We start from the raw sequence: 20,292 nt of genomic DNA on the forward strand, positions 1-20,292 counted from the left end.
TAGCTTTTTTATTTTTATATTTGTTCTCAGAATAAAAAATATTAAAAAATCAGAATATGAGTTTTTTCAAACGAATATTTTCATCCGAAAAAAAGGAAACATTAGACAAAGGCCTAGAGCAAACTAAAACTTCCTTTTTTGCAAAACTAACTAAAGCAGTTGCCGGTAAATCGTCTGTTGATGACGATGTATTGGATAATTTAGAAGAAGTGTTAGTTTCTTCTGACGTAGGTGTAAAAACTACATTAAAGATTATTGTTCGAATTGAAGCTCGCGTCGCTCGTGATAAATACTTGGGTACTGATGAACTCAATAAAATTCTTCGAGAAGAAATTGCCGGATTATTATCAGAAACCAATTCCGGTGAAGCGACAGAATTTGATATTCCATCAAATAAAAAACCCTATGTTATTATGGTTGTAGGTGTAAACGGCGTTGGTAAAACCACAACTATAGGCAAATTAGCTTATCAATTTAAAAAATCAGGATATAAAGTGGTTTTAGGAGCTGCTGATACTTTTAGAGCTGCAGCTATAGACCAATTGCAAATTTGGGCGGATAGAGTAGGTGTGCCAATAGTGAAGCAACAAATGGGCAGTGATCCGGCTTCTGTTGCTTTTGATACATTACAAAGTGCCGTTACACAAGGAGCTGATGTAGTTATTATTGATACTGCCGGTCGTTTGCATAATAAAGTGAATTTAATGAATGAGTTGACTAAAGTGAAACGAGTCATGCAAAAAGTGGTAGCCGATGCTCCACACGATGTGTTATTAGTATTGGATGGTTCAACCGGACAAAATGCTTTTGAGCAAGCTAGAGAGTTTACTGCTGCTACGGAGGTGTCTTGCTTAGCTGTAACAAAATTAGACGGAACAGCTAAAGGCGGAGTTGTAATTGGGATTTCAGATCAATTCCAAATTCCTGTTAAATATATTGGTGTAGGTGAATGTATTGAAGACCTACAAGTGTTTAACAAATATGAGTTTGTAGACTCTTTTTTTAAATAATGGAACAACAAGAGCCTAAAGTTTTCAATAAGTATTTAGTATCCCTAACCAAGATTGTTTCAGTATACTGTTTCTTTTTTGTTTTATTAAAATCGGTTGCAATTGCTCGTGGAGCCTGGATGATTCCAAATGTTGTTATGGCAATTCCTTTTATGATTTTCGGAATTTGGACTGCTTATACCGTGATTTATAAAAAATATTCTTGGGCAATTGCTATTCTTGGTGTCCTATTAATAATTATTACTCGATATTATGAGTACGATTGGGTTTATTTTCTTCAAAATAAATACGGAAACTAATTTATTACAGCGTTAATTTTTTGCCATAATTCGTTGTCAAATCCTGAAAGTGCAAAGGTCGGATTGTCCTGATTTGCAACATCTCCCAAGCGAATAACAACCATTTTTTTACTTGGAATAACATAAATTTTCTGATCATTTTTTCCAAGTCCACAAACCATATCAGCCGGTCCATTAGGGATTAAACTTCCTGGAAATTGTAATTGTGTTTGTGGTAAACGATAATTTGTTTTTCCATTCAACCACCATAAATAACCATACGAATTATTGATAGTTTGCGATGTAGACATCGCTTCCATCATATATGCTTCGGGAACAATTACTTCTGAATTCCATTTGCCTTTGTTTAATGATAAAAGACCAAAACGGGCTGTACTTCTAGTTGTACTCCAATAAACATTAAATTCATCACTCTCAATCCAAGCTCCAGTCATACCGATTTTACTTTTAAGTTTAGAAGTAAAATAGGAATCAAAAGTTTGATTTGAAGCATTAGCAATCACATCTTGTAATTTTTCAAATACATTGTGATAGGCCCATCTTGTCCCGGCATCTGCTTTATATTGTAGGTCACTAGGATCATTCCCATCGCCGAAGGTGTCATCTAATCCAGATGTCATGGAAAGTAAATGTTTGTTAGTAATCAAATTTTCTTTATTTGTGGGTGCTGATGTCCAACCAATTCCTAAATAGTCAGATACTTTATCATTAATACTAAGTAAACCTTCTTGTTGAGCAATACCAATTGTTGCAGTGGTTAATGTTTTTCCCGCACTTGCCCAATACCAAGGTAAATTGGCGTTGTGATCGTTAAAATAATTTTCCATCACAATACGACCATTCACCAAAATGATGAATCCCTTGGTGTTTTTTTCTTCTAAATAATTCAAAAGGGGTTGTACTTCGCTTTCATTCCAACCCAAGTCAGCCATCGATTTAGTTTCCCAAGTTATGCCTGAAATAGGAGGAAAATACATGGAATCTGATGGGTTTTCTTCAGGAGAATCTGAATCTGAAGAGCAATTTAAAAAGAGAATTGAAATTAGCAAAAAGGAAAAATATTTTTTCATGATTAGGAGTTTTATCTAGCTTATGACTTTTGTTTCTTTAAAAGGTTTAATCAAATTTACTTTTTATTCCTCCAAAATTAATTGTAATTTTAGATTTTTATTTATGAAACAATGAAACACTTTTTTTATTCCATACTTATTTCAGTATTTTTTATTTCCTGTCAGGAAAAAGCAACTCTTGAATCTATTTCTAAAATAAATGGATATTGGGAAATTCAAAAAGTTGAATTACCGGATGGTCAAAAGAAAGAATACAAAATAAATGAAACAGTAGATTATTTTGAATGGAAAGAAAGCATCGGTTTTCGAAAAAAAGTAACTCCTCAATTTGATGGCACTTTTTTAATAAATGATGAGTTAGAGGAAATTCAAATCAAAGACAGTTTCGGAATTTTTCGAATTCATTATAAAACACCTTATACACAATGGAAAGAAGAAATTATAACTTTAACAGATAGTATTTTAGTGTTGAAAAATAAACAGAATTTGGAATATCATTATAAAAGATTTACCCCTTTTTCTATCAAATAATGGCTAAGCGATTAAGTAACGAAAGTACTATTTCTGATGTGCTAAAAGTGTTTATTGAAAACAATAAACTCCAATCTGGCATGGATAAAATTGACGTGGAGAAAGCATGGAAAGACTTGATGGGAAATGGTGTGAATACTTATACTAAAGAAGTAATTTTGAAAGGAAGTACACTTTATGTTACGTTGACTTCCTCCGTTTTGCGTGAAGAACTCAGCCATGGAAAACAAAAAATCATAATTATGCTCAACGATGAATTACGAAAAGATGTAGTGAAGGAGTTGGTGTTGAGGTAGTTTTCAGTCATAGTTTCTGTCTGTATTACAGTAATAAGTAATTTAAAAAGTCAAAAAAAATCCCTTTTTACATTAAAAAAGGGATTTTTGATATTTTGTCAATTGCGACTGTGACTGAAAACTGTGACTGCGACTAGAACATCTCTCTTCCTGAAAAATGGAAAGCACCTTCAATGGCAGCATTTTCATCAGAATCAGAACCGTGAACAGCATTTTCTCCGATAGAAGTAGCATATTTTTTACGGATAGTTCCTTCGGCAGCTTCCGCTGGATTAGTAGCACCAATTAACTTTCTGAAATCTTCTACTGCATTATCTTTTTCTAAGATAGCTGCAACAATTGGGCCTCTTGTCATAAATTCAACTAACTCACCAAAGAATGGTCTTGCAGCGTGAACAGCATAAAATGCCTGAGCATCTGCTAGAGTCAATTGAGTTAATTTCAAAGAAACGATTTTAAAACCACCTTCTGTAATCATATTTAAAATCCCACCGATGTGTCCGTTTTCAACAGCATCCGGTTTAATCATTGTAAATGTTCTATTTGTAGCCATTTTGTTTTATTGTTTTTAATTCGGGTGCAAAGGTAGGGTTTTTGTTTTATGTTACAAGAAAATTTCAATGTCTATTTTCCGACAATTTTTTTTCGACGCAGACGGAATCTCATAGAGCTTTATGTGGCTTTTTAGAAGCGAATGGCTCGGGCTTTTTCAGGAATCCATTTTCCCGCTTTCCGCTATATCTTTTGCTCTCCCGATTGCTATCGTGATTCCACAAAAGGATATCGCTTCAATCAGGGCTAAAAAGCAAGCCATTTAAGGATTAGTTTACTAAAGAAATTTTAGTACAAAAGGAAACTTAATTTTAAATTTTACAAAATCCTGATTTTTTATTACTTTTGGTAAATATACTTTGCCATATGAAATTAGATCCAACACTTTTGAATCAAAAACTTGAATTAATTCAATGGCTTTCTACTGTTGAAGATTCTTCTCTTATCAAAAAAATTATGGAATTGAGAAAGAAAGAAACTTCCGATTGGTGGAATTCAATTTCTAATCAAGAAAAAGAATCAATTAATTTAGGACTTAAAGATGCAGCTGCAGGTAAATTAAATTCTCATGACAAGGCAAGAGAAATCTATGATAAGTGGTTATAGAATTCTTTGGACAGACAATGCTCTATTGGAATTAAAGAAAACTGTAACCTATTTAGAACAAAATTGGACGGAAAGAGAATTAAAGAAATTAGCAACACAACTAGAAAAAACACTTCAATTAATTTCTCAAAATCCTTATTTGTTTCAAACTTCTGATGTTAAAAAAGAAGTTAGAAGAGCTGTTGTTCTTACTGTTAATTCCATCTATTATAGAGTTTTAGAAAATGATGTAGAAATCTTATCATTTTTTTCAAATCGTCAAAGTCCAGATAAAAGAAAATTAAAATAATTTTACAAAACGATTACCTTAAATTCCTGCTCCAACGGCTTCAATTCATTCAATAATTTCTCAATCAACTCCTGTCCAAATTCTACATAAAATTCAGAGAAATTTGCTTTGCGTTCCTTTAAACTTTGGTTGGGGAACAATTCGTTTTGAAGTGTACTAATTCGATTTAATAGTTCTTGGTGGACTCTTTTTTCGGCTTTCAGCAATCGTTTTTCCAGGTTATCTAGTCCTTTAATTTGTTTAGCTTCCTGAGCTTTTACGGCTCCAACAAAAGAAGGATCGGTTTGAGTAGCAATTTGATGTAAGTGCTCAAATTGTTTTATCAGAGCTTCTTTTTGAGTGGAAAGATCAATCGTAAACTCTGACATTTTCTGTACTTGTTGATTGATTAAGTCTTGTTGCGTTTTAAATAGGTCACTCCAATTTAAATTTAATTTTTCTAGTCTTTTTTCTTGTTTTTCGGTAGCAAGTAGTACCGAATTTCGCAATAATAGGATAGGAAAAGTAACTTGATTTTCTTCAAAAGTGCTCTTTAGTTCCAACCAATAAGCCAATTCGCCACCGCCACCAATGTAGCATAAATTGGGTAAGATAACTTCTTGGTAGAGCGGACGTAAAATAACATTCGGACTGAATCTTTCCGGATGATTTTCTACTTCTTTTAGTAATTCATCTTCTGAGAATGTCAATTTAGTATTCAGTACTTGATACTTGCCGTTTTCAAAAATAATGCGTTCCCGTAAATCATCTTCAATATAAAACAAATTGATTTCTCTAGGATTTACCTGAACTGCATAATCCTTCAATTTTTCAATGGTTTCCGTTACTTTTTTAAAGGAGACTTGCTCGATTAATTCTTTTTTTACAAAAGGAATAAATTGTTTTTTTAAATCACGGTCATCTGCATCAATAATCACTAAACCTTCATTTTTAAAAAGTTCGTTTGCTAAAAATCGGGTGGCAACGGCTAAATTAGCATGTTCGAGATAGGCTTTTTGGAAAAGGTCTTTTAAAAAGTTTGCATTGTTGCCGTGACCGATTTCTAATTCGAAAATTTCGAAAACTTTTTTAAGTCCTTCCGTTGACAAACGACCTACTGGACCCGAACTGTTTGCATTCCAACTGATTTTTTTGCCATGTAGTGAAAAATAATTGATTTCGTCAAAGTCATGGTCTTCGGTTGCCATCCAGTAAATGGGGACAAAATTATGCTCCGGATAGTTACTTTTTAATTGTTTGCACAAATTTATTGTTGAAACAATTTTATATAAAAAATAAAGCGGACCCGTAAACAAATTCAACTGATGTCCGGTTGTAACCGTAAAGGTGTTTAAATTGTTTAAAAGTTTAATATTGTTTAAGGTAGTTTGAGAAGCTTCAATAGACGCATAGTGCTTTTCTAAAACAGCAATCAATAGTTCTCTCTTCAATTGGCCATCACCAGTGCTATTGAAGTTTTTCCCTTTTTCTTCCAACTGCAACTTGAAGTTTTCCAACGTTGGAAAACGGTTATACAACGCTGACAGCTCCGATTTTTGGTTTAAGTAATCTACCATAATAGAGGTAAAATATCCCGATTCTTGGTAGCTGATACAGTCCGTTGGCATAGTTAGAAATTTTCGTAAAAATAAGCATTTAACATTATTGGAATTACAGTTTAACAGATGATTATTATTTGATAGAATAATATTCTTAAATAAATGTTAACAAAAGTTTGGAATTTTAAAATAATTTTTTGAAAATTTGTCCCGTTAAAAAATAACTCTTAAAAAAAACGAAGAAATGCGAGTATTTAAATCTTTACCTCAAAGCAATGCGTCAGTTGGAACTGGTGCGGCTCTTCTTCGTGGCTTATCACAATCATAGTAATTATAAAAATAATATGAAAAGCCCGAAGACAATTAGTTTCGGGTTTTTTTGTGCTTATTAATGACGACGAACTTTCCTGAACTTTCCTGAAATGCTATTTATTCCAATGTGAATAAAAGGTTGGCAAATGCTATATTTTCCATTTTGGAGATAGTTATTTTATTGCCTAAAAACAAAAAATTTAAATTAATCATGGGAAATAAACTCTCCGGGAAAGACCTAATTAAACTGGGCTTCCCAAAAAATAATTCAATAAATATTGCTCTAGGGCAAATTAACAGATATAGAAAGAAAGAGAAAAAGGAAAGCATTTTAACCGAAGCGAAAGAAGTGTTATTGTTTCCTGAAAAATTCAAAGGAAACGGTACATGGGGTAAGGTGGCAGAAGGATTAGTAAATCCTGTTCAAATAAAGTTCACTCAATTGACTACTACCCGAGCACCTTTTTCAATTTTTGGAGAAAATGAGATTGACGAACAAGCAAAATTTCAATTGTATGATGCACTGAAACTGCCAATAGCTGTAAAAGGAGCTTTGATGCCCGATGCTCACTCCGGTTACGGATTGCCAATTGGCGGAGTTTTAGCCACAGATAATGCAGTAATTCCTTATGGAGTTGGAGTGGATATTGGTTGCAGAATGAGCTTATCGGTGTTTGATTTACCAGCTTCTTATTTAAAAGGAAAGGACCATCAATTACTAGCAGTTTTGAAAGACAACACCAAGTTTGGGATGAGTGAAACACATCAAATCAAAGCAGATCATGAAGTGTTTTACAGAGATGAATTTCAAGCTATTCCGTTGTTGAAGCAATTGTTGGACAAGGCATACAAACAATTAGGCACATCGGGTGGAGGTAATCATTTTGTAGAATTTGGCATCGTTAAATTTAACGAAACCTTACCGGAATGGAAACTCGAAGCAAAAGAGTACTTGGCTGTTTTGTCACACAGTGGATCACGTGGTTTAGGGGCAAATATCGCTAAACATTATACGTATTTAGCAACAAAACAATGTCCTTTGCCAAAAAATGTGCAGCATTTGGCTTGGCTTGATTTGAATTCACATGACGGTCAAGAATATTGGTTGGCTATGAATTTAGCCGGAGAATATGCCAAAGCTTGTCACGACGACATTCATCGTAGAATTGCCAAAGCTTTGGGTAAAAGAATTGCTTTAACCATTGAAAACCATCACAATTTTGCATGGAAAGAAATGGTTGATGGTAAAGAATGCATCGTTCATCGAAAAGGAGCAACACCTGCTGAAAATGGAAAGTTAGGAATCATTCCCGGCTCAATGACGGCACCTGGATTTATTGTTCGAGGCAAAGGAAATGAAGCTAGTTTGAATTCTGCGTCGCACGGTGCTGGCCGACTTTTTTCGAGAGCGAAATGCAAAGCGAAATTCACGCAAAGTGAAATTAAAAAAGTGCTCAAAGAGCATGATGTACAATTGATTGGAGGTGGTATTGACGAAGCCCCGATGGCTTATAAAAACATCAATACGGTGATGAATTTACAAACCGAATTGGTGGAAGTATTGGGAACGTTTACGCCAAAAATCGTAAGAATGGATAAATAATATGGAAAAAATAATTCAAATTACCGCCGGAAGAGGTCCGGCGGAATGTACTTGGGTAGTTGCCCAAGTATTAAAAAAAATGTTGGATGAAGCTAAAGAATTCAACCTTAAATGCTTAGTTATTGAACGAGAGCAAGGTGTTGAAAATGGTACATTAGAATCGGCTATCATTAAATTGGAAGGAAAAGCAGCAACTGAGTTTGCTACTTTATGGATGGGAACTATTCAATGGATTGGGCAAAGCCAATTTAGAAAATTCCACAAGCGGAAAAACTGGTTTATTGGTGTTTTTGAAATTCCTCCAATAAGTGAAAGCCGAATTAATGAATCTGATATTCAGTATCTAGCCATGCGAAGTTCAGGAGCCGGCGGCCAACATGTAAATAAAGTAAGTTCGGCCATTCGTGCGACACATATTCCTACCGGAATTTCGACTGTTTGTATGGATTCGCGATCGCAACATCAAAACAAAAAGACAGCAAAAGAGCGACTATTATTAAAATTAAAAGAGGAAGAAATCAAACAACTAAAAACACAATTTCAAACAACTTGGTTGAATCAAACGCAAGTGCAACGCGGAAATCCGGTACGAGTTTTTGAAGGTTCCGATTTTAAAAAACAAAAAGTAGTTACTTCTTACAAAACAAAAAGAGAACAATTAAAAAAAGAATTACAAAATGAAATCAGTAGATAAATATCTTTTTCAAGCTTTGGATAATTATCCGTATTGGCTAGAAGGCACTATTGAATCGTTGGATTATGCCTTGTCGTATGATGATAAAAACACAACGGCTTTATGTTTATATGGAAGAATTCATGCCGAACAATTGCAAGATTATGAAGGAGCAAAGAACTATTTTCAACAGGCAATTTCTATTGACATTCATTCGTTGGAAGTCTATCCCTATTACATCGAAACCTTGCTTTTGAATGAAGATTTTGAAGAAGCTCAAAAATTAATCGATTTTGCTCTAACCATTAAAGGTGTGAAGAAAGTGGAAATTAAATTGAAATTAGTTTCACTATTAGAAAGACAGTTACAGTTTAAAAAAGCGACTAAATTGCTTAAAAAAGTAAAGTTGGAATTGATTTCTTCAGATTATAATCACCAAATTGAAGAAACGGAAAAGCGATTGAAATTAAAATTGGAAACGAATTCCAATGATAAAAAGAAAAAGAGAAAGTAAGAGAAAGGCACAGCGATGTGTCTTTTTTGTTTTATTGAAAATTGCTTTTATAAATCTAAAATCAGCTAAATTTGCTTCATGATGGATTTTATATAAATCAATCATGTTTTAACAACCACATTATTAGTTCAAAAATCTATTTTTGTAAAAAGAATTCCTTTGAAAAACCTCCTCCTCATCACACCACCTTTCACCCAACTGAATACACCGTATCCGGCCACAGCTTATTTGAAAGGATTTTTGAATACCAAAAACATTTCCTCGTTTCAAATGGATTTAGGTATTGAAGTGATTTTGGAAATTTTTTCAAAAAAAGGATTAGAAAGCATTTTTGCAACTTCCAACTCCCATCTTCCATCTTCCAACCTTGAACGCATTTTTGCTCTTAAGCAAGATTACATCCAAACCATCGATGCCGTAATAGATTTTCTTCAAGGAAAAAATCCAACCTTAGCTCGTCAAATTTGTTCCGGTAATTTTTTACCGGAAGCTTCTCGTTTTGAACAATTGGATGATATGGAATATGCTTTCGGAACCATGGGAATGCAAGACAAAGCAAAGCATTTAGCCACGTTATACCTCGAAGATTTATCCGATTATATTGTGGCTTGCGTAGATGAAAATTTCGGTTTTAGTCGGTATGCGGAACGTTTGGGAAGAAGTGCCAATTCTTTTGACGAATTGTATTATCAATTGAATCAACCACCAACATATATTGATGAAATTACGCTTGCTATTTTATATCAAAAGTTGACCGAAATTCAACCCAAATTGGTTTGTTTTTCGGTTCCTTTTCCAGGAAATTTATACAGTGCTTTTCGATGTGCACAATTGATCAAAACCCATTTCCCCGCTGTTAAAACAGCGATGGGAGGCGGTTTTCCCAACACCGAATTACGCGATTTAAAAGATAAAAGGGTTTTTGAATTTTTCGATTTTATTACGTTGGATGATGGGGAATTACCAATTGAATTATTGGCTTCCAGCTTCCAGGTTCCATCTTCCAACAAATACAAAAGAACCTTCCTCCTTGAAAACAATGAAGTCGTTTACAAAAACAATTCACTTCAACACGACTACAAACAATCAGAAGTCGGAACACCTGATTACTCCGATTTGTACTTAGATAAGTATATTTCTGTAATAGAAATTGCCAATCCAATGCACAGTTTGTGGAGCGATGGTCGTTGGAACAAACTCACCATGGCTCACGGTTGCTATTGGGGAAAATGTACTTTTTGTGATATATCACTCGATTACATTAAATTATACGAACCTATCGCGGCCAAATTATTGGTGGACCGAATGGAAGAACTTACCACTCAAACCGGCGAAAACGGATTCCATTTTGTGGATGAAGCAGCTCCTCCGGCATTAATGCGTGAAGTAGCCTTGGAAATTCTTAGAAGAAAAATAACAGTCAGTTGGTGGACCAACATTCGCTTTGAAAAAAGCTTTACGGCTGATTTATGTCAGTTGCTCAAAGCTTCTGGTTGTATTGCCGTTTCGGGCGGATTGGAAGTGGCGTCCGACCGATTATTAGAGCTTATTAAAAAAGGTGTTACCGTAGAACAAGTAGCCCAAGTAACCCGAAATCTTACTGAATCAGGCATCATGGTGCATGCTTACTTGATGTATGGTTATCCGACACAAACCATTCAGGAAACGGTTGATAGTTTAGAAATGGTTCGTCAATTATTTGAATTAGGAATTTTACAATCCGGTTTTTGGCATCAATTTGCCATGACAGCCCACAGTCCGGTGGGAATGTTTCCGGAAAAATTTGGAGTTGTTCCGCACCAAAATGAAATTACTTTTGCTAATAACGATATACAGTTTACTGACAAAACCGGAATCAATCATGATAAATTTAGTTTTGGATTAAAAAAATCGCTCTTTAATTTTATGCACGGAATTTGCTTCGAATATGAGTTACAAGAATGGTTTGATTTTAAAATTCCAAAAACGAAAATTGCTCCTGATTATATTATTTCATGTTTAGAAAAAGAAGAATCATTCAACACCAAACCGTCGGCAAAAATTGTTTGGATAGGAGCAAGGCCTTCGAATGAACTATTTACCAAATCTAAAAAAGGTAAATCATGGGAAATGGTTAAACTGATATTTCATTCTAAAACTGAAACGGTTGAAATTTCATTAGAAAAAGAAAAAGGCATTTGGTTTTCAGAAATGCTAGAAAAAATTTCAATCTCAGGGGATAAAACAATAACTTTTTCTCAAATCAAATCTGATTTTGAATTGCATTTTGAAGATTTTGAATTGTTTTGGTATTCTAAACAAATCAATACCTTACGCTCAATAGGTTTACTGACATTATAAAAAAAAAACAGCTGAAAATTTACTTTCAGCTGTTAAGTTTAGTTGTTTTTTAAATAGTTATAAATTTCATCTTTCAAAAACACCCTGTCTTTTCTTTTATGTGTTAATTCATCATCTGTAACTGGAATTTCTCCTTTTTCAATCTCAAATATTTCTTTGTCTAAAGAATGATATGACCCTAAAAGAACCTGAAATTCTTCATTGTGATGATATAAATCTTTTATTTTATCTAAATACTCTGGGAATTCTTGAACGATTGGATGAGTAGTAATCATAGTGATAGGATTTATATGTTAATATAGGTTTTATTTGATTTAACTAAATTAAATATAAAAAAGGAAATAGTGTATGATAAATATCAGGTTTAACAGTATTAAATTAAAAATCCCTTGAAAATTTATCAAGGGATTAATGGCACCATATTTACAATATAATTTATATAGGTTCACCATATAAATCAAATTCAGTAGCATTATTGATTTTGATAAAAGCAAAATCACCAACTTTCACATAAAATTTTGAAGCATCTATTAGTACTTCATTATCTACATCCGGACTGTCAAATTCAGTTCTTCCGATAAAATAAGGGCCTTCTTTTCTGTCGATGATACATTTGAAAGTCTGACCAATTTTCTCTTGGTTCAAATCCCATGAAATTTGTGACTGAATGTCCATGATTTCTGCTGCACGTTGTTGTTTTACTTCTGACGGAACATCATCTTCCAACAGATATGCATGTGTGTTTTCTTCATGAGAATAAGCAAAACAACCTAAACGTTCAAAACGCATTTCCTGAACCCAATCTTTTAATATTTGAAAATCTTCTTCCGTTTCTCCGGGATAACCAACAATTAAAGTTGTTCGAATAGCTATATCGGGAACTGTTTTTCGGAATTCTTTTAATAATGAAGTTGTTTTCTCTTGTGTTGTTCCTCTTCTCATGGATTTTAAAACGGAATCAGAAATATGTTGTAATGGAATATCAATGTAATTACAAATTTTAGTTTCTCGTTTCATTAATTCCAATACATCCATAGGAAAACCCGTAGGAAATGCATAATGCAATCGTATCCATTCGATTCCTTCTATTTTTACTAAATTTTCCAGCAATTCAGTTAAATTTCTTTTTTTATAAATGTCCAAACCATAATAGGTGAGATCCTGGGCAATTAAAATTAATTCTTTTACTCCATTTTTAGCCAATTTCACTGTTTCGCTTACCAATTTTTCTATGGTTTGAGATACGTGTTTACCTCTCATTATAGGAATAGCACAAAAACTACATGGTCGGTCGCAACCTTCCGAAATTTTTAAATAAGCATAGTTTTTCGGAGTAGTAGTTAATCTTTCACCTAATAATTCATGTTTATAATCTGCTCCTAAAACTTTGAGTAATTGAGGCAAATCTGATGTGCCAAAATATTGATCTACATTAGGAATTTCTTTTTCTAAATCAGGTTTGTATCGTTCAGACAAACAGCCGGTTACAAATACTTTATCAACTAATCCTTGTTCTTTTTTGTCAACATATTCTAAAATTGTATTGACTGATTCTTCTTTTGCATTATCAATAAAACCACACGTATTAATTACGACGATGTTTCCTTCTTGTTCATGCACTACGTCTTTGCCACTGGCTTTAAGTTGTCCCATCAACACTTCACTGTCATATACATTTTTAGAGCAACCTAAAGTTATGACGTTGATTTTATTTTTCTTTAAAGATTTGGTTCTCATACTGTTTTTTATAACGGACTGCAAAATTAGCTATTTATATTGAGTAAATTTTGATAAAAACAAAAAACCATTCGAAAAAGCGAATGGTTTTTGTATTTTATATTTTACCTTTAATTATAGTTCAAATATAAATGATGTGGTAAAGCTATTTGTGATGGTATTGATAAAAGCGGGCGAAGTAAGTCCAGTTGTAAAAAAGCCTTCTTGAGATTTTCTTTGTGAATAGCTATAAGCAAAGTCTAACTTGAAATAGCCGAAATTATAGCCTAAACCACCTGAAAATCCGGTTAAGTCTCCTAATGTTTTACCATTTTTATATGGGCTTTCTTCAAAACGATAGCCTCCTCGAAGGCTTAATTCCTTAATTTTATATTCTGCTCCAAGTCTGAATTCATTGGCATTGTTTAAAGTATTTGCCATTTCAGTATTTAAATTTCTGAAAACATAATCATTTTCAGGTTTTAGTTTGGTATGACTATAATTTTTTAAAGTATAATCAAAACTAATTAACCCAGATTTACCAAAAATATAAGCAGCACTAGCGGACCATTTTTCAGGTGTTTGCACTTCATAACTTGGATAAATATTAAGAATTCTCGGATCAACTACATCATTAAAAGTTACCCCATTAACTCTGTTCGTTGCATATAAACGTTGTGTGAATTCATCATTTAAATTGTACCAAGTTGGAGATTCATAGGAGGCTCCAAAACGTAAACTTTGAGTAGCTTTAATTATTGCTCCAACTTGTACAGAAAATCCTGATCCATAAGTGTATAAAAAGTTTTCAAAAACAACATCTTGTACACCATTTACCAAATCATTTGTATTTTTTTCATAAAAACTGCTCGCACGATTAAAATCAACAAAGTGAGCATTTAAATTGATACCAAAACTTAAAAAGTCTTTATATTGTGTAGCCAAGTTAAAGGCAACTTTGCCATTAAATCCGAAGCTTTCTACATAGTTATCTTGGTAATAATTACCCCCGGCAGGAACCTCTGAAACATACTGTGTATTACTTAAATTTTCAGAAATAGGACTTATTATATAGCCATTATAACCAAAAAAGGCTTGTTGCTCATTGTAATTTAAGGCATATAAATTACTTTGTAATGTTCCTAAAGGAATACCATTGGCATAATTTAAAAAATAACTGTCTATGGATGTAGTAGGATTTACACCTGCAGAAAAAACAGAATTATCAAGTCTGTTTTCGTTTTCATAATTAATCGCAAAGGCAAATTTTTTCCAATTTGCATCATTGTTGTGAAATATAAACACACTACCAAATTGGTTCATATCAAAACTACTGTCACATTGTTCAGTATACGTGCCAAAATAAGTAGACTCGTTTTTTTTACTATGGTTTGAAAAGGTAAAGCCAACTTGATCTGTGTTAAAAATAACAGAACTTGCCGGGTTCATGTTTATGGCGGATAAATCGCCACCTAATGCTCCAAAAGCACCACTCATTGCTCTAAAACGAGCTGTTCCGGTCATATCGTCAAGACTGTAACGAACGGCATCTTGAATTTCTTGTGATTGTATGGTTAGACTAGCAAACCCTACAATAAATAATAGTATCTTTTTCATTACTATATTTTTAAACTAAAACTATATAACAAATAAAAAATTAACCTCTTCCTCCTGAACGTCCGCCTCCGCCACCAGATCGACCTCCGCCACCACTGCTGCTACCTCCTGAATATCCTCCACCTCTTGTTCCTGAAGTTGAAGAAGAACTACTGCTACTACTTCTTGGAGTATAAGTATTATTTCCATTTGAAGGTGTATTCCCGTAATTTCTTGTGTTATTGCGGGTTCCGCTTGTGTTGTATTGGTTACTTCTAGGATTACTTGAATTTACAGTGTTGGTGTTATAGCCTCTAGTCCCTGTTCTGGTAGTACCAAAACGCGTTCCTGAATTGGTGTAATTTCGGGTGCTATACTGACTTCTATAGGCTGAACTTCCTCTATAACCATTTGTTCTGCTAGAATAAGCTGAACTTCCTCTGTAACCATTGGTGTAATAGTTACCACCTCTTCTTCCACTATTGTAGGCGTAACCATTATAATAACTTCCATAACCGTAACCATACCCGTAATAAGGATATCCCCAGCCCCAATGAGGACCATACCAAGGATAAAACCCTACGCCCCAATAAGGACCATACCAAGTGTTGAATCCCCAATAAGGTGCATACCAAGAGTTCCAATAATTAAATCCCCAACCGGAATCATAAACATTTACAGATATTGAAGTTGGATTTGTACCCCAACTAGCATTGGAAGTATAACTTTCTGCAGTTATTTGTGTTGAATCGGTTACGGAAGAATAATTTTCAACATCAGTAAAAATTTCTTCCTCAGCATTTAATTGTTTTGATTTGAAGTAATTTTGATAGGCCAAGTTTGCATTATTTTGTGCAACTTGTTCAGCCTCTTTAGATTTACTTTTTTCTGAGCCACTATAAATTCCATCGTTATCATAATAGGATGAATTTTGAGTAGATCCACAGGAAACCAATAAAACCCCAAGAGTTGATGTCAACAAGAGGGATAATATTTTAAACGAAGTGAGATATTTTGTTTTCATTATCAAAGCATTTTTATTGTTGTTAATACAAAAATAGTTAGTTTTGCTGAACTTTATAGTTAATATTTATAAAACAATTTTTATGCCAAATAATTCAAAATGAGTAAAAATTTAACCAAAAGAGACGAAGATTATTCAAAGTGGTATAATGAACTTGTGGTAAAAGCTGATTTAGCTGAAAATTCCGCTGTTAGAGGCTGTATGGTGATAAAACCATACGGATATGCTATTTGGGAAAAAATGCAGGCTGAATTAGATAGAAAATTCAAAGCAACAGGACATTCGAACGCTTATTTCCCTCTGTTTGTGCCCAAAAGTATGTTTGAAGCAGAAGAAAAAAATGCAGAAGGATTTGCAAAAGAATGTGCCATTGTGACACATTACAGATTGAAAAATGACCCCGATAGAAAAGGTAAATTAATGGTTGACCCCAATGCAAAATTGGAGGAAGAATTGATTGTTCGTCCGACCAGTGAAGCAATTATTTGGAGCACTTATAAAAATTGGATACAATCTTACAGGGACTTACCATTATTAATAAATCAATGGGCTAATGTGGTTCGTTGGGAAATGAGAACGCGTTTGTTTTTAAGAACTGCGGAGTTTTTGTGGCAAGAAGGACACACTGCCCATGCTACTCAAGCAGAAGCAATTGCTGAATCTTTTCAAATGATGAATGTTTATGCTGATTTTGCAGAAAATTTTATGGCAATTCCGGTTGTTAAAGGAATTAAAACAGAATCAGAAAGATTTGCCGGTGCTGTGGAAACTTATTGTATTGAAGCTTTAATGCAAGACGGGAAAGCACTTCAAGCCGGAACTTCTCACTTTTTAGGACAAAATTTTGCAAAGGCTTTCGATGTTAAATTTGCTAATGCGGAAGGGACTCAAGAATTTGTTTGGGGAACTTCTTGGGGAGTTTCTACTCGTTTGATGGGAGCATTAGTGATGACTCATTCCGATGATAATGGTTTGGTACTTCCGCCGAATTTAGCTCCAATTCAAGTTGTTATTGTCCCAATTTACAAATCGGATGAACAATTAGAAGCTATTTGTACGGAAGTTCAAAATGTTGTGTATGCCCTTAAAAAATTAAATATTTCAGTTAAATTTGACAATAGAACTACCCAAAAGCCCGGATTTAAATTCAATGAATACGAATTGAAAGGTGTGCCGATTCGATTAGCTGTAGGACCAAAGGATTTAGAAAACGGGACCTATGAAGTGGCACGTAGAGATACATTAACAAAAGAAATAGTTTCTAAAGAAGGGATTGAGTTTTATATTCAAAATTTATTGGAAACAATTCAAAAGAATCTTTTTGATAAAGCATTTGAGTATAGAAACACTCATATAACGGAAGTAAATAATTTTGAAGAATTTAAAGATTTATTGGATTCTAAAGGCGGATTCTTTGCTGCACATTGGGATGGAACACCGGAAACAGAAGAAAAAATTAAAGAGTTGACAAAAGCAACAATACGATGTATTCCATTAAATAGAGTGGAAGAGCCTGGAATGTGCATGCTTAGCGGAAAACCATCTGTTGGAAGGGTGCTTTTTGCGAAAGCATATTAAAAAAAATTAAAAAAATAAATTGTAACTATTGCAAGTATTAAAAATAGTTGTATTTTTGCACTCGCAATAAACAATTGGCCCGTTCGTCTATCGGTTAGGACGCCAGGTTTTCATCCTGGTAAGGGGGGTTCGATTCCCCCACGGGCTACAAGTTCAATATTAGGTTGAAAATCTTAAACTAGAGGAAAACAATGGTCCGTTCGTCTAGGGGTTAGGACGCCAGGTTTTCATCCTGGTAACAGGGGTTCGATTCCCCTACGGACTACAAAATTTTAATAAAAATATTTATTTTAAAGAAAATGGCAAATCATAAGTCTGCTCTAAAGAGAATCAGAAGTACCGAAAAGAGAAGAGTATTAAACAAATACCAACACAAAACTACGCGTAATGCTATCAAAGCGTTGAGAGTTTCTACAGATAAGTCTGATGCATCAGCTAAATTATCATCAGTGATTTCTATGATTGATAAATTAGCAAAGAAAAATATCATTCATGATAACAAAGCTTCAAATTTAAAATCTAAATTAACTAAGCATGTAGCTAAATTATAATTAGTAAAATTAGATATAAAAAAAATAGCTTTCCAATTGGAAAGCTATTTTTTTTTTATGAATATAAAGGTTTTAAATTCTGTAACATCTCTACTGTAATCGGTTTTGATAGGAAATGTGAAACCATTTGATATTGTTTTGCCTTTTGATAATCTGACGGATCAATAGTGGAAGATAAGATGATTACTTTAGTTTGAGAAAATTCATTTAAGAGGTTATCTTTGAATAAATCTAAAAATTCCCAACCATTCATTACGGGCATGTTTAAATCTAAAAAAATCAATTGGGGAAATTGAAAAATTGCATCCCTGTCTTTTTTTACAACAAAAGATTGATATAAATCGTAAGCCTCCTGACCGTTATTGGCAAAGATTATTTCTTCACTAAATTCAGCTTTAACAATTACTTTTTTACATAACATTAAAGTAATTGGATCATCATCAACACATAATATAGATTTCAACATTATACTTTTTTAAAGGTTAAACTAAATTGAGTTCCTTTATTTACTTGGCTTTCTACTTCAATTGAACCGCCCATTGCTTCAATTTGAGATTTTACTAAATATAATCCTAATCCTTTACTGTCAGGATAATTATGAAAACGTTGATATAATCCAAAGATTTTATCACTGTTTTTGCCCAAATCAATACCGATTCCGTTATCTTTAATAATCAAATTTACTGAATTTTCTTTTTCTACTGCTATAATTGAAATTTTTGGAGTTTTAGTTAACGAACGGTATTTTAGTGCATTTGACATTAAATTTAAAACAATACTTTCGAGGTAAGCTCTGTTAATCGTGGTGGAAAGGTTGTCTTCAATGTCAATATTTATAATTGGTTTATATAAATTAATTTGATTGTTTAATTGAAAAAAAACATTTTCAAAAATCTCTTTGATGGAAACAATTTCTTTTTGAATGGATGGATTGTCTTTAATGATAACAACTTTTACTAAATCGTCAATTGTTTCATTTAATAAATGAGTTGAACGTTTGAATCCGTTTAAAATTTCCTGTAGTTCTTCATTTTCAATAGGCAAATCATCAATAAGGTTAAGTAAACCTGTTAAGTTGGATAGGGGGGCTCTGAAATTGTGTGATGTTATGTATGAAAACTGTTTTAAATCTTTATTATTTCGGGTTAATTCCTGTATGAGTTGTTCTCGCTCCCGTTCTTGGTTTTTTTCTTTGGTCACATCTCTTTGAATGGAAATCCAGTGTGAATGTTCGCCTTCTTTATTTGTGACCGGAATCATAGAAAAATTTACCCAATATTCATCACCGTTTTTCTTGTAACTAACCGTTTCAATGAAACACTCCTGATAATTCTTTATAGATTCAGTAAGTTTTTTCAATTCATTAGAATCTGATTTTACTCCGGCAAACATAATGGGTGACTTTCCTATTACTTCTTTTGGTTTATAACCAGTCATTTTAGCGAAAGCTTGGTTCACGAAAATGATATTAGGAATTGGGTTTTCAGAGATATCTGTATTTGTAATAACTACAGCATCTTTGGTTTGGGTAATTACTGTTTCTAATAGTTTTAGCCGTTGTTCTTCTTCTTTTTGCTTGGTAACATCCTGGATAGCTCCAATCATTCGAATGGCTTTACCATCAATATCTTTTAATAAAAATCCTCTGTCAAAAACATATTTATAACTTCCATCGGCACATTTAAATCGATATTCATCTTGCCAACGTTCTGTTTTTTGTTCTAAAAAGGAATATAGTTTAACAGACATTTTCAAACTGTCTTCCGGATGTATCCGGTCAAACCACCAATTGGAACTATTTCCAACATCTTCATTTTTGTATCCAAAAACTCCTTGAATTCCTTTATTCCAAACAAATTCGTCGGTTTGAATCTTCCAATCCCAAATGGTATCACTGGTTGCTTTAGCTACAATATCATAGCGTTCATTAGAATCCTTGATTTCCGTGTTAATGGTTTGAAGTTGTTTTAGTATGCCAATATTTCTTTTGTCATTTCGGGCAATAACAAAACGGATTAATATACCTGTACCTATAATAAGGAAAGCATCAACTAAGAAATGATAGGAGTTGAAATTTTCAACATTATTTTTTAAATTATTACGGAAAGCTAAATGACTTATAAGTGCTAAAAAAAGAGCTGTAATAATAAAAATAAAGGTGATGATGTTCGATTTACTTTTCATTATTCAAATA

General features: G+C 33.3%; 21 protein-coding genes and 2 tRNA genes. 14 read left to right on the forward strand and 9 right to left on the reverse strand.

Features of this window, described 5'->3' with window-relative positions; genetic code table 11:
• Nucleotides 1–56: 56 nt before the first annotated feature.
• Nucleotides 57–1,010: a signal recognition particle-docking protein FtsY gene (gene ftsY, locus ACIQ2Z_RS03290; RefSeq protein WP_396182736.1), complete on the forward strand. Its 954-nt coding sequence runs from the start codon at nt 57–59 to the stop codon at nt 1,008–1,010.
• Nucleotides 1,010–1,309, forward strand: a complete 300-nt coding sequence (locus ACIQ2Z_RS03295; protein ID WP_396182737.1) for a hypothetical protein — start codon at nt 1,010–1,012, stop codon at nt 1,307–1,309. Before ftsY ends, ACIQ2Z_RS03295 begins: the two co-directional genes overlap by 1 nt.
• On the opposite strand, the gene ACIQ2Z_RS03300 is transcribed toward ACIQ2Z_RS03295, so the two are convergent.
• On the reverse strand, nt 1,306–2,379 hold the full coding sequence (locus tag ACIQ2Z_RS03300) for a serine hydrolase domain-containing protein (protein ID WP_396182738.1): 1,074 nt from the start codon (nt 2,377–2,379) through the stop codon (nt 1,306–1,308). The genes ACIQ2Z_RS03295 and ACIQ2Z_RS03300 overlap by 4 nt on opposite strands.
• Nucleotides 2,380–2,490: 111 nt before the next feature.
• On the opposite strand from ACIQ2Z_RS03300, the gene ACIQ2Z_RS03305 reads away from it, so the two are divergent.
• Nucleotides 2,491–2,910 carry a hypothetical protein gene (locus tag ACIQ2Z_RS03305; protein ID WP_396182739.1) on the forward strand — a complete coding sequence of 140 codons (420 nt, stop codon included), beginning with the start codon at nt 2,491–2,493 and terminating at the stop codon, nt 2,908–2,910.
• Complete coding sequence (locus tag ACIQ2Z_RS03310; RefSeq protein ID WP_396182740.1) at nt 2,910–3,206, forward strand: DciA family protein; 297 nt, start codon at nt 2,910–2,912, stop codon at nt 3,204–3,206. Before ACIQ2Z_RS03305 ends, ACIQ2Z_RS03310 begins: the two co-directional genes overlap by 1 nt.
• 133 nt (nt 3,207–3,339) lie before the next feature.
• On the opposite strand, the gene ACIQ2Z_RS03315 is transcribed toward ACIQ2Z_RS03310, so the two are convergent.
• Complete coding sequence (locus tag ACIQ2Z_RS03315) at nt 3,340–3,759, reverse strand: nucleoside-diphosphate kinase (RefSeq protein ID WP_396182741.1); 420 nt, start codon at nt 3,757–3,759, stop codon at nt 3,340–3,342.
• A gap of 365 nt (nt 3,760–4,124) precedes the next feature.
• Here ACIQ2Z_RS03315 and ACIQ2Z_RS03320 point away from each other — a divergent pair, with 365 nt between their 5' ends.
• Both ACIQ2Z_RS03320 and ACIQ2Z_RS03325 read left to right on the forward strand, forming a co-directional pair.
• On the forward strand, nt 4,125–4,364 hold the full coding sequence (locus tag ACIQ2Z_RS03320) for a hypothetical protein (RefSeq protein WP_396182742.1): 240 nt from the start codon (nt 4,125–4,127) through the stop codon (nt 4,362–4,364).
• On the forward strand, nt 4,327–4,653 hold the full coding sequence (locus tag ACIQ2Z_RS03325; protein ID WP_396182743.1) for a type II toxin-antitoxin system RelE/ParE family toxin: 327 nt from the start codon (nt 4,327–4,329) through the stop codon (nt 4,651–4,653). The genes ACIQ2Z_RS03320 and ACIQ2Z_RS03325 overlap by 38 nt, the downstream gene beginning before the upstream one ends.
• A 2-nt stretch (nt 4,654–4,655) precedes the next feature.
• Here ACIQ2Z_RS03325 and bshC read toward each other — a convergent pair whose 3' ends face one another.
• Nucleotides 4,656–6,260 (reverse strand): bacillithiol biosynthesis cysteine-adding enzyme BshC, encoded by a 1,605-nt coding sequence (gene bshC / locus ACIQ2Z_RS03330; RefSeq protein ID WP_396182744.1) that lies wholly within the window; start codon nt 6,258–6,260, stop codon nt 4,656–4,658.
• Nucleotides 6,261–6,714: 454 nt separating this feature from the next.
• Between bshC and ACIQ2Z_RS03335 the strand changes: the two genes are divergently transcribed.
• The 4 genes from ACIQ2Z_RS03335 to ACIQ2Z_RS03350 all read left to right on the forward strand — a co-directional run bounded on the left by ACIQ2Z_RS03335 (nt 6,715) and on the right by ACIQ2Z_RS03350 (nt 11,633).
• A complete protein-coding gene (locus ACIQ2Z_RS03335) occupies nt 6,715–8,106 on the forward strand; it encodes an RtcB family protein (RefSeq protein ID WP_396182745.1) in 1,392 nt (463 codons plus the stop codon).
• A 1-nt stretch (nt 8,107) separates the two neighbouring features.
• Nucleotides 8,108–8,800, forward strand: coding sequence for a peptide chain release factor H (gene prfH, locus ACIQ2Z_RS03340; RefSeq protein WP_396182746.1), 693 nt, complete (start codon nt 8,108–8,110; stop codon nt 8,798–8,800).
• Complete coding sequence (locus ACIQ2Z_RS03345) at nt 8,784–9,293, forward strand: tetratricopeptide repeat protein (protein WP_396182747.1); 510 nt, start codon at nt 8,784–8,786, stop codon at nt 9,291–9,293. The genes prfH and ACIQ2Z_RS03345 overlap by 17 nt, the downstream gene beginning before the upstream one ends.
• A gap of 159 nt (nt 9,294–9,452) precedes the next feature.
• Entirely contained in the window at nt 9,453–11,633 is a 2,181-nt protein-coding gene (locus ACIQ2Z_RS03350) for a B12-binding domain-containing radical SAM protein (protein ID WP_396182748.1), read from the forward strand.
• 38 nt (nt 11,634–11,671) lie between these two features.
• Here the strand turns inward: ACIQ2Z_RS03350 and ACIQ2Z_RS03355 are convergent, their stop codons facing one another.
• The 4 genes from ACIQ2Z_RS03355 to ACIQ2Z_RS03370 form a co-directional block, all read right to left on the reverse strand.
• Nucleotides 11,672–11,908 (reverse strand): YdcH family protein, encoded by a 237-nt coding sequence (locus ACIQ2Z_RS03355; RefSeq protein ID WP_396182749.1) that lies wholly within the window; start codon nt 11,906–11,908, stop codon nt 11,672–11,674.
• Between the two features lie 160 nt (nt 11,909–12,068).
• Nucleotides 12,069–13,370 carry a 30S ribosomal protein S12 methylthiotransferase RimO gene (gene rimO, locus ACIQ2Z_RS03360; protein WP_396182750.1) on the reverse strand — a complete coding sequence of 434 codons (1,302 nt, stop codon included), beginning with the start codon at nt 13,368–13,370 and terminating at the stop codon, nt 12,069–12,071.
• Nucleotides 13,371–13,484: 114 nt separating this feature from the next.
• Complete coding sequence (locus ACIQ2Z_RS03365; RefSeq protein WP_396182751.1) at nt 13,485–14,966, reverse strand: OmpP1/FadL family transporter; 1,482 nt, start codon at nt 14,964–14,966, stop codon at nt 13,485–13,487.
• Between the two features lie 40 nt (nt 14,967–15,006).
• The gene (locus ACIQ2Z_RS03370) at nt 15,007–15,969 is read right to left on the reverse strand and encodes a hypothetical protein (RefSeq protein ID WP_396182752.1); all 963 of its coding nucleotides are present in this window, start codon (nt 15,967–15,969) and stop codon (nt 15,007–15,009) included.
• A 99-nt stretch (nt 15,970–16,068) separates the two neighbouring features.
• Here ACIQ2Z_RS03370 and proS point away from each other — a divergent pair, with 99 nt between their 5' ends.
• From proS to rpsT, 4 genes are all read left to right on the forward strand, one after another.
• Nucleotides 16,069–17,547 carry a proline--tRNA ligase gene (proS, locus tag ACIQ2Z_RS03375; RefSeq protein ID WP_396182753.1) on the forward strand — a complete coding sequence of 493 codons (1,479 nt, stop codon included), beginning with the start codon at nt 16,069–16,071 and terminating at the stop codon, nt 17,545–17,547.
• Nucleotides 17,548–17,623: 76 nt separating this feature from the next.
• Nucleotides 17,624–17,695: transfer RNA gene (locus tag ACIQ2Z_RS03380), tRNA-Glu, on the forward strand.
• A 45-nt stretch (nt 17,696–17,740) separates the two neighbouring features.
• Nucleotides 17,741–17,812: transfer RNA gene (locus tag ACIQ2Z_RS03385), tRNA-Glu, on the forward strand.
• A 34-nt stretch (nt 17,813–17,846) separates the two neighbouring features.
• Nucleotides 17,847–18,098 carry a 30S ribosomal protein S20 gene (rpsT, locus tag ACIQ2Z_RS03390; RefSeq protein WP_396182754.1) on the forward strand — a complete coding sequence of 84 codons (252 nt, stop codon included), beginning with the start codon at nt 17,847–17,849 and terminating at the stop codon, nt 18,096–18,098.
• Nucleotides 18,099–18,153: 55 nt separating this feature from the next.
• Here rpsT and ACIQ2Z_RS03395 read toward each other — a convergent pair whose 3' ends face one another.
• Entirely contained in the window at nt 18,154–18,564 is a 411-nt protein-coding gene (locus ACIQ2Z_RS03395; RefSeq protein WP_396182755.1) for a response regulator, read from the reverse strand.
• Nucleotides 18,564–20,282: a PAS domain S-box protein gene (locus ACIQ2Z_RS03400; RefSeq protein WP_396182756.1), complete on the reverse strand. Its 1,719-nt coding sequence runs from the start codon at nt 20,280–20,282 to the stop codon at nt 18,564–18,566. The genes ACIQ2Z_RS03395 and ACIQ2Z_RS03400 overlap by 1 nt, the downstream gene beginning before the upstream one ends.
• Between the last annotated feature and the right edge of the window lie 10 nt (nt 20,283–20,292).

It is taken from the genome of Flavobacterium sp. (genome assembly GCF_044361015.1).
Taxonomy (GTDB): Bacteria; Bacteroidota; Bacteroidia; order Flavobacteriales; family Flavobacteriaceae; genus Flavobacterium.

Coding starts and splice junctions, on each gene's coding strand:
- rimO (WP_396182750.1), bottom strand. CDS start 13,370: ATGAGAACCAAATCTTTAAAGAAAAATAAAATCAACGTCATAACTTTA.
- rpsT (WP_396182754.1), top strand. CDS start 17,847: ATGGCAAATCATAAGTCTGCTCTAAAGAGAATCAGAAGTACCGAAAAG.
- prfH (WP_396182746.1), top strand. CDS start 8,108: ATGGAAAAAATAATTCAAATTACCGCCGGAAGAGGTCCGGCGGAATGT.
- ACIQ2Z_RS03300 (WP_396182738.1), bottom strand. CDS start 2,379: ATGAAAAAATATTTTTCCTTTTTGCTAATTTCAATTCTCTTTTTAAAT.
- ACIQ2Z_RS03310 (WP_396182740.1), top strand. CDS start 2,910: ATGGCTAAGCGATTAAGTAACGAAAGTACTATTTCTGATGTGCTAAAA.
- ACIQ2Z_RS03370 (WP_396182752.1), bottom strand. CDS start 15,969: ATGAAAACAAAATATCTCACTTCGTTTAAAATATTATCCCTCTTGTTG.
- ftsY (WP_396182736.1), top strand. CDS start 57: ATGAGTTTTTTCAAACGAATATTTTCATCCGAAAAAAAGGAAACATTA.
- ACIQ2Z_RS03335 (WP_396182745.1), top strand. CDS start 6,715: ATGGGAAATAAACTCTCCGGGAAAGACCTAATTAAACTGGGCTTCCCA.
- bshC (WP_396182744.1), bottom strand. CDS start 6,260: ATGCCAACGGACTGTATCAGCTACCAAGAATCGGGATATTTTACCTCT.
- ACIQ2Z_RS03315 (WP_396182741.1), bottom strand. CDS start 3,759: ATGGCTACAAATAGAACATTTACAATGATTAAACCGGATGCTGTTGAA.
- ACIQ2Z_RS03325 (WP_396182743.1), top strand. CDS start 4,327: ATGACAAGGCAAGAGAAATCTATGATAAGTGGTTATAGAATTCTTTGG.
- ACIQ2Z_RS03305 (WP_396182739.1), top strand. CDS start 2,491: ATGAAACACTTTTTTTATTCCATACTTATTTCAGTATTTTTTATTTCC.
- ACIQ2Z_RS03320 (WP_396182742.1), top strand. CDS start 4,125: ATGAAATTAGATCCAACACTTTTGAATCAAAAACTTGAATTAATTCAA.
- ACIQ2Z_RS03400 (WP_396182756.1), bottom strand. CDS start 20,282: ATGAAAAGTAAATCGAACATCATCACCTTTATTTTTATTATTACAGCT.
- proS (WP_396182753.1), top strand. CDS start 16,069: ATGAGTAAAAATTTAACCAAAAGAGACGAAGATTATTCAAAGTGGTAT.
- ACIQ2Z_RS03345 (WP_396182747.1), top strand. CDS start 8,784: ATGAAATCAGTAGATAAATATCTTTTTCAAGCTTTGGATAATTATCCG.
- ACIQ2Z_RS03355 (WP_396182749.1), bottom strand. CDS start 11,908: ATGATTACTACTCATCCAATCGTTCAAGAATTCCCAGAGTATTTAGAT.
- ACIQ2Z_RS03395 (WP_396182755.1), bottom strand. CDS start 18,564: ATGTTGAAATCTATATTATGTGTTGATGATGATCCAATTACTTTAATG.
- ACIQ2Z_RS03295 (WP_396182737.1), top strand. CDS start 1,010: ATGGAACAACAAGAGCCTAAAGTTTTCAATAAGTATTTAGTATCCCTA.
- ACIQ2Z_RS03365 (WP_396182751.1), bottom strand. CDS start 14,966: ATGAAAAAGATACTATTATTTATTGTAGGGTTTGCTAGTCTAACCATA.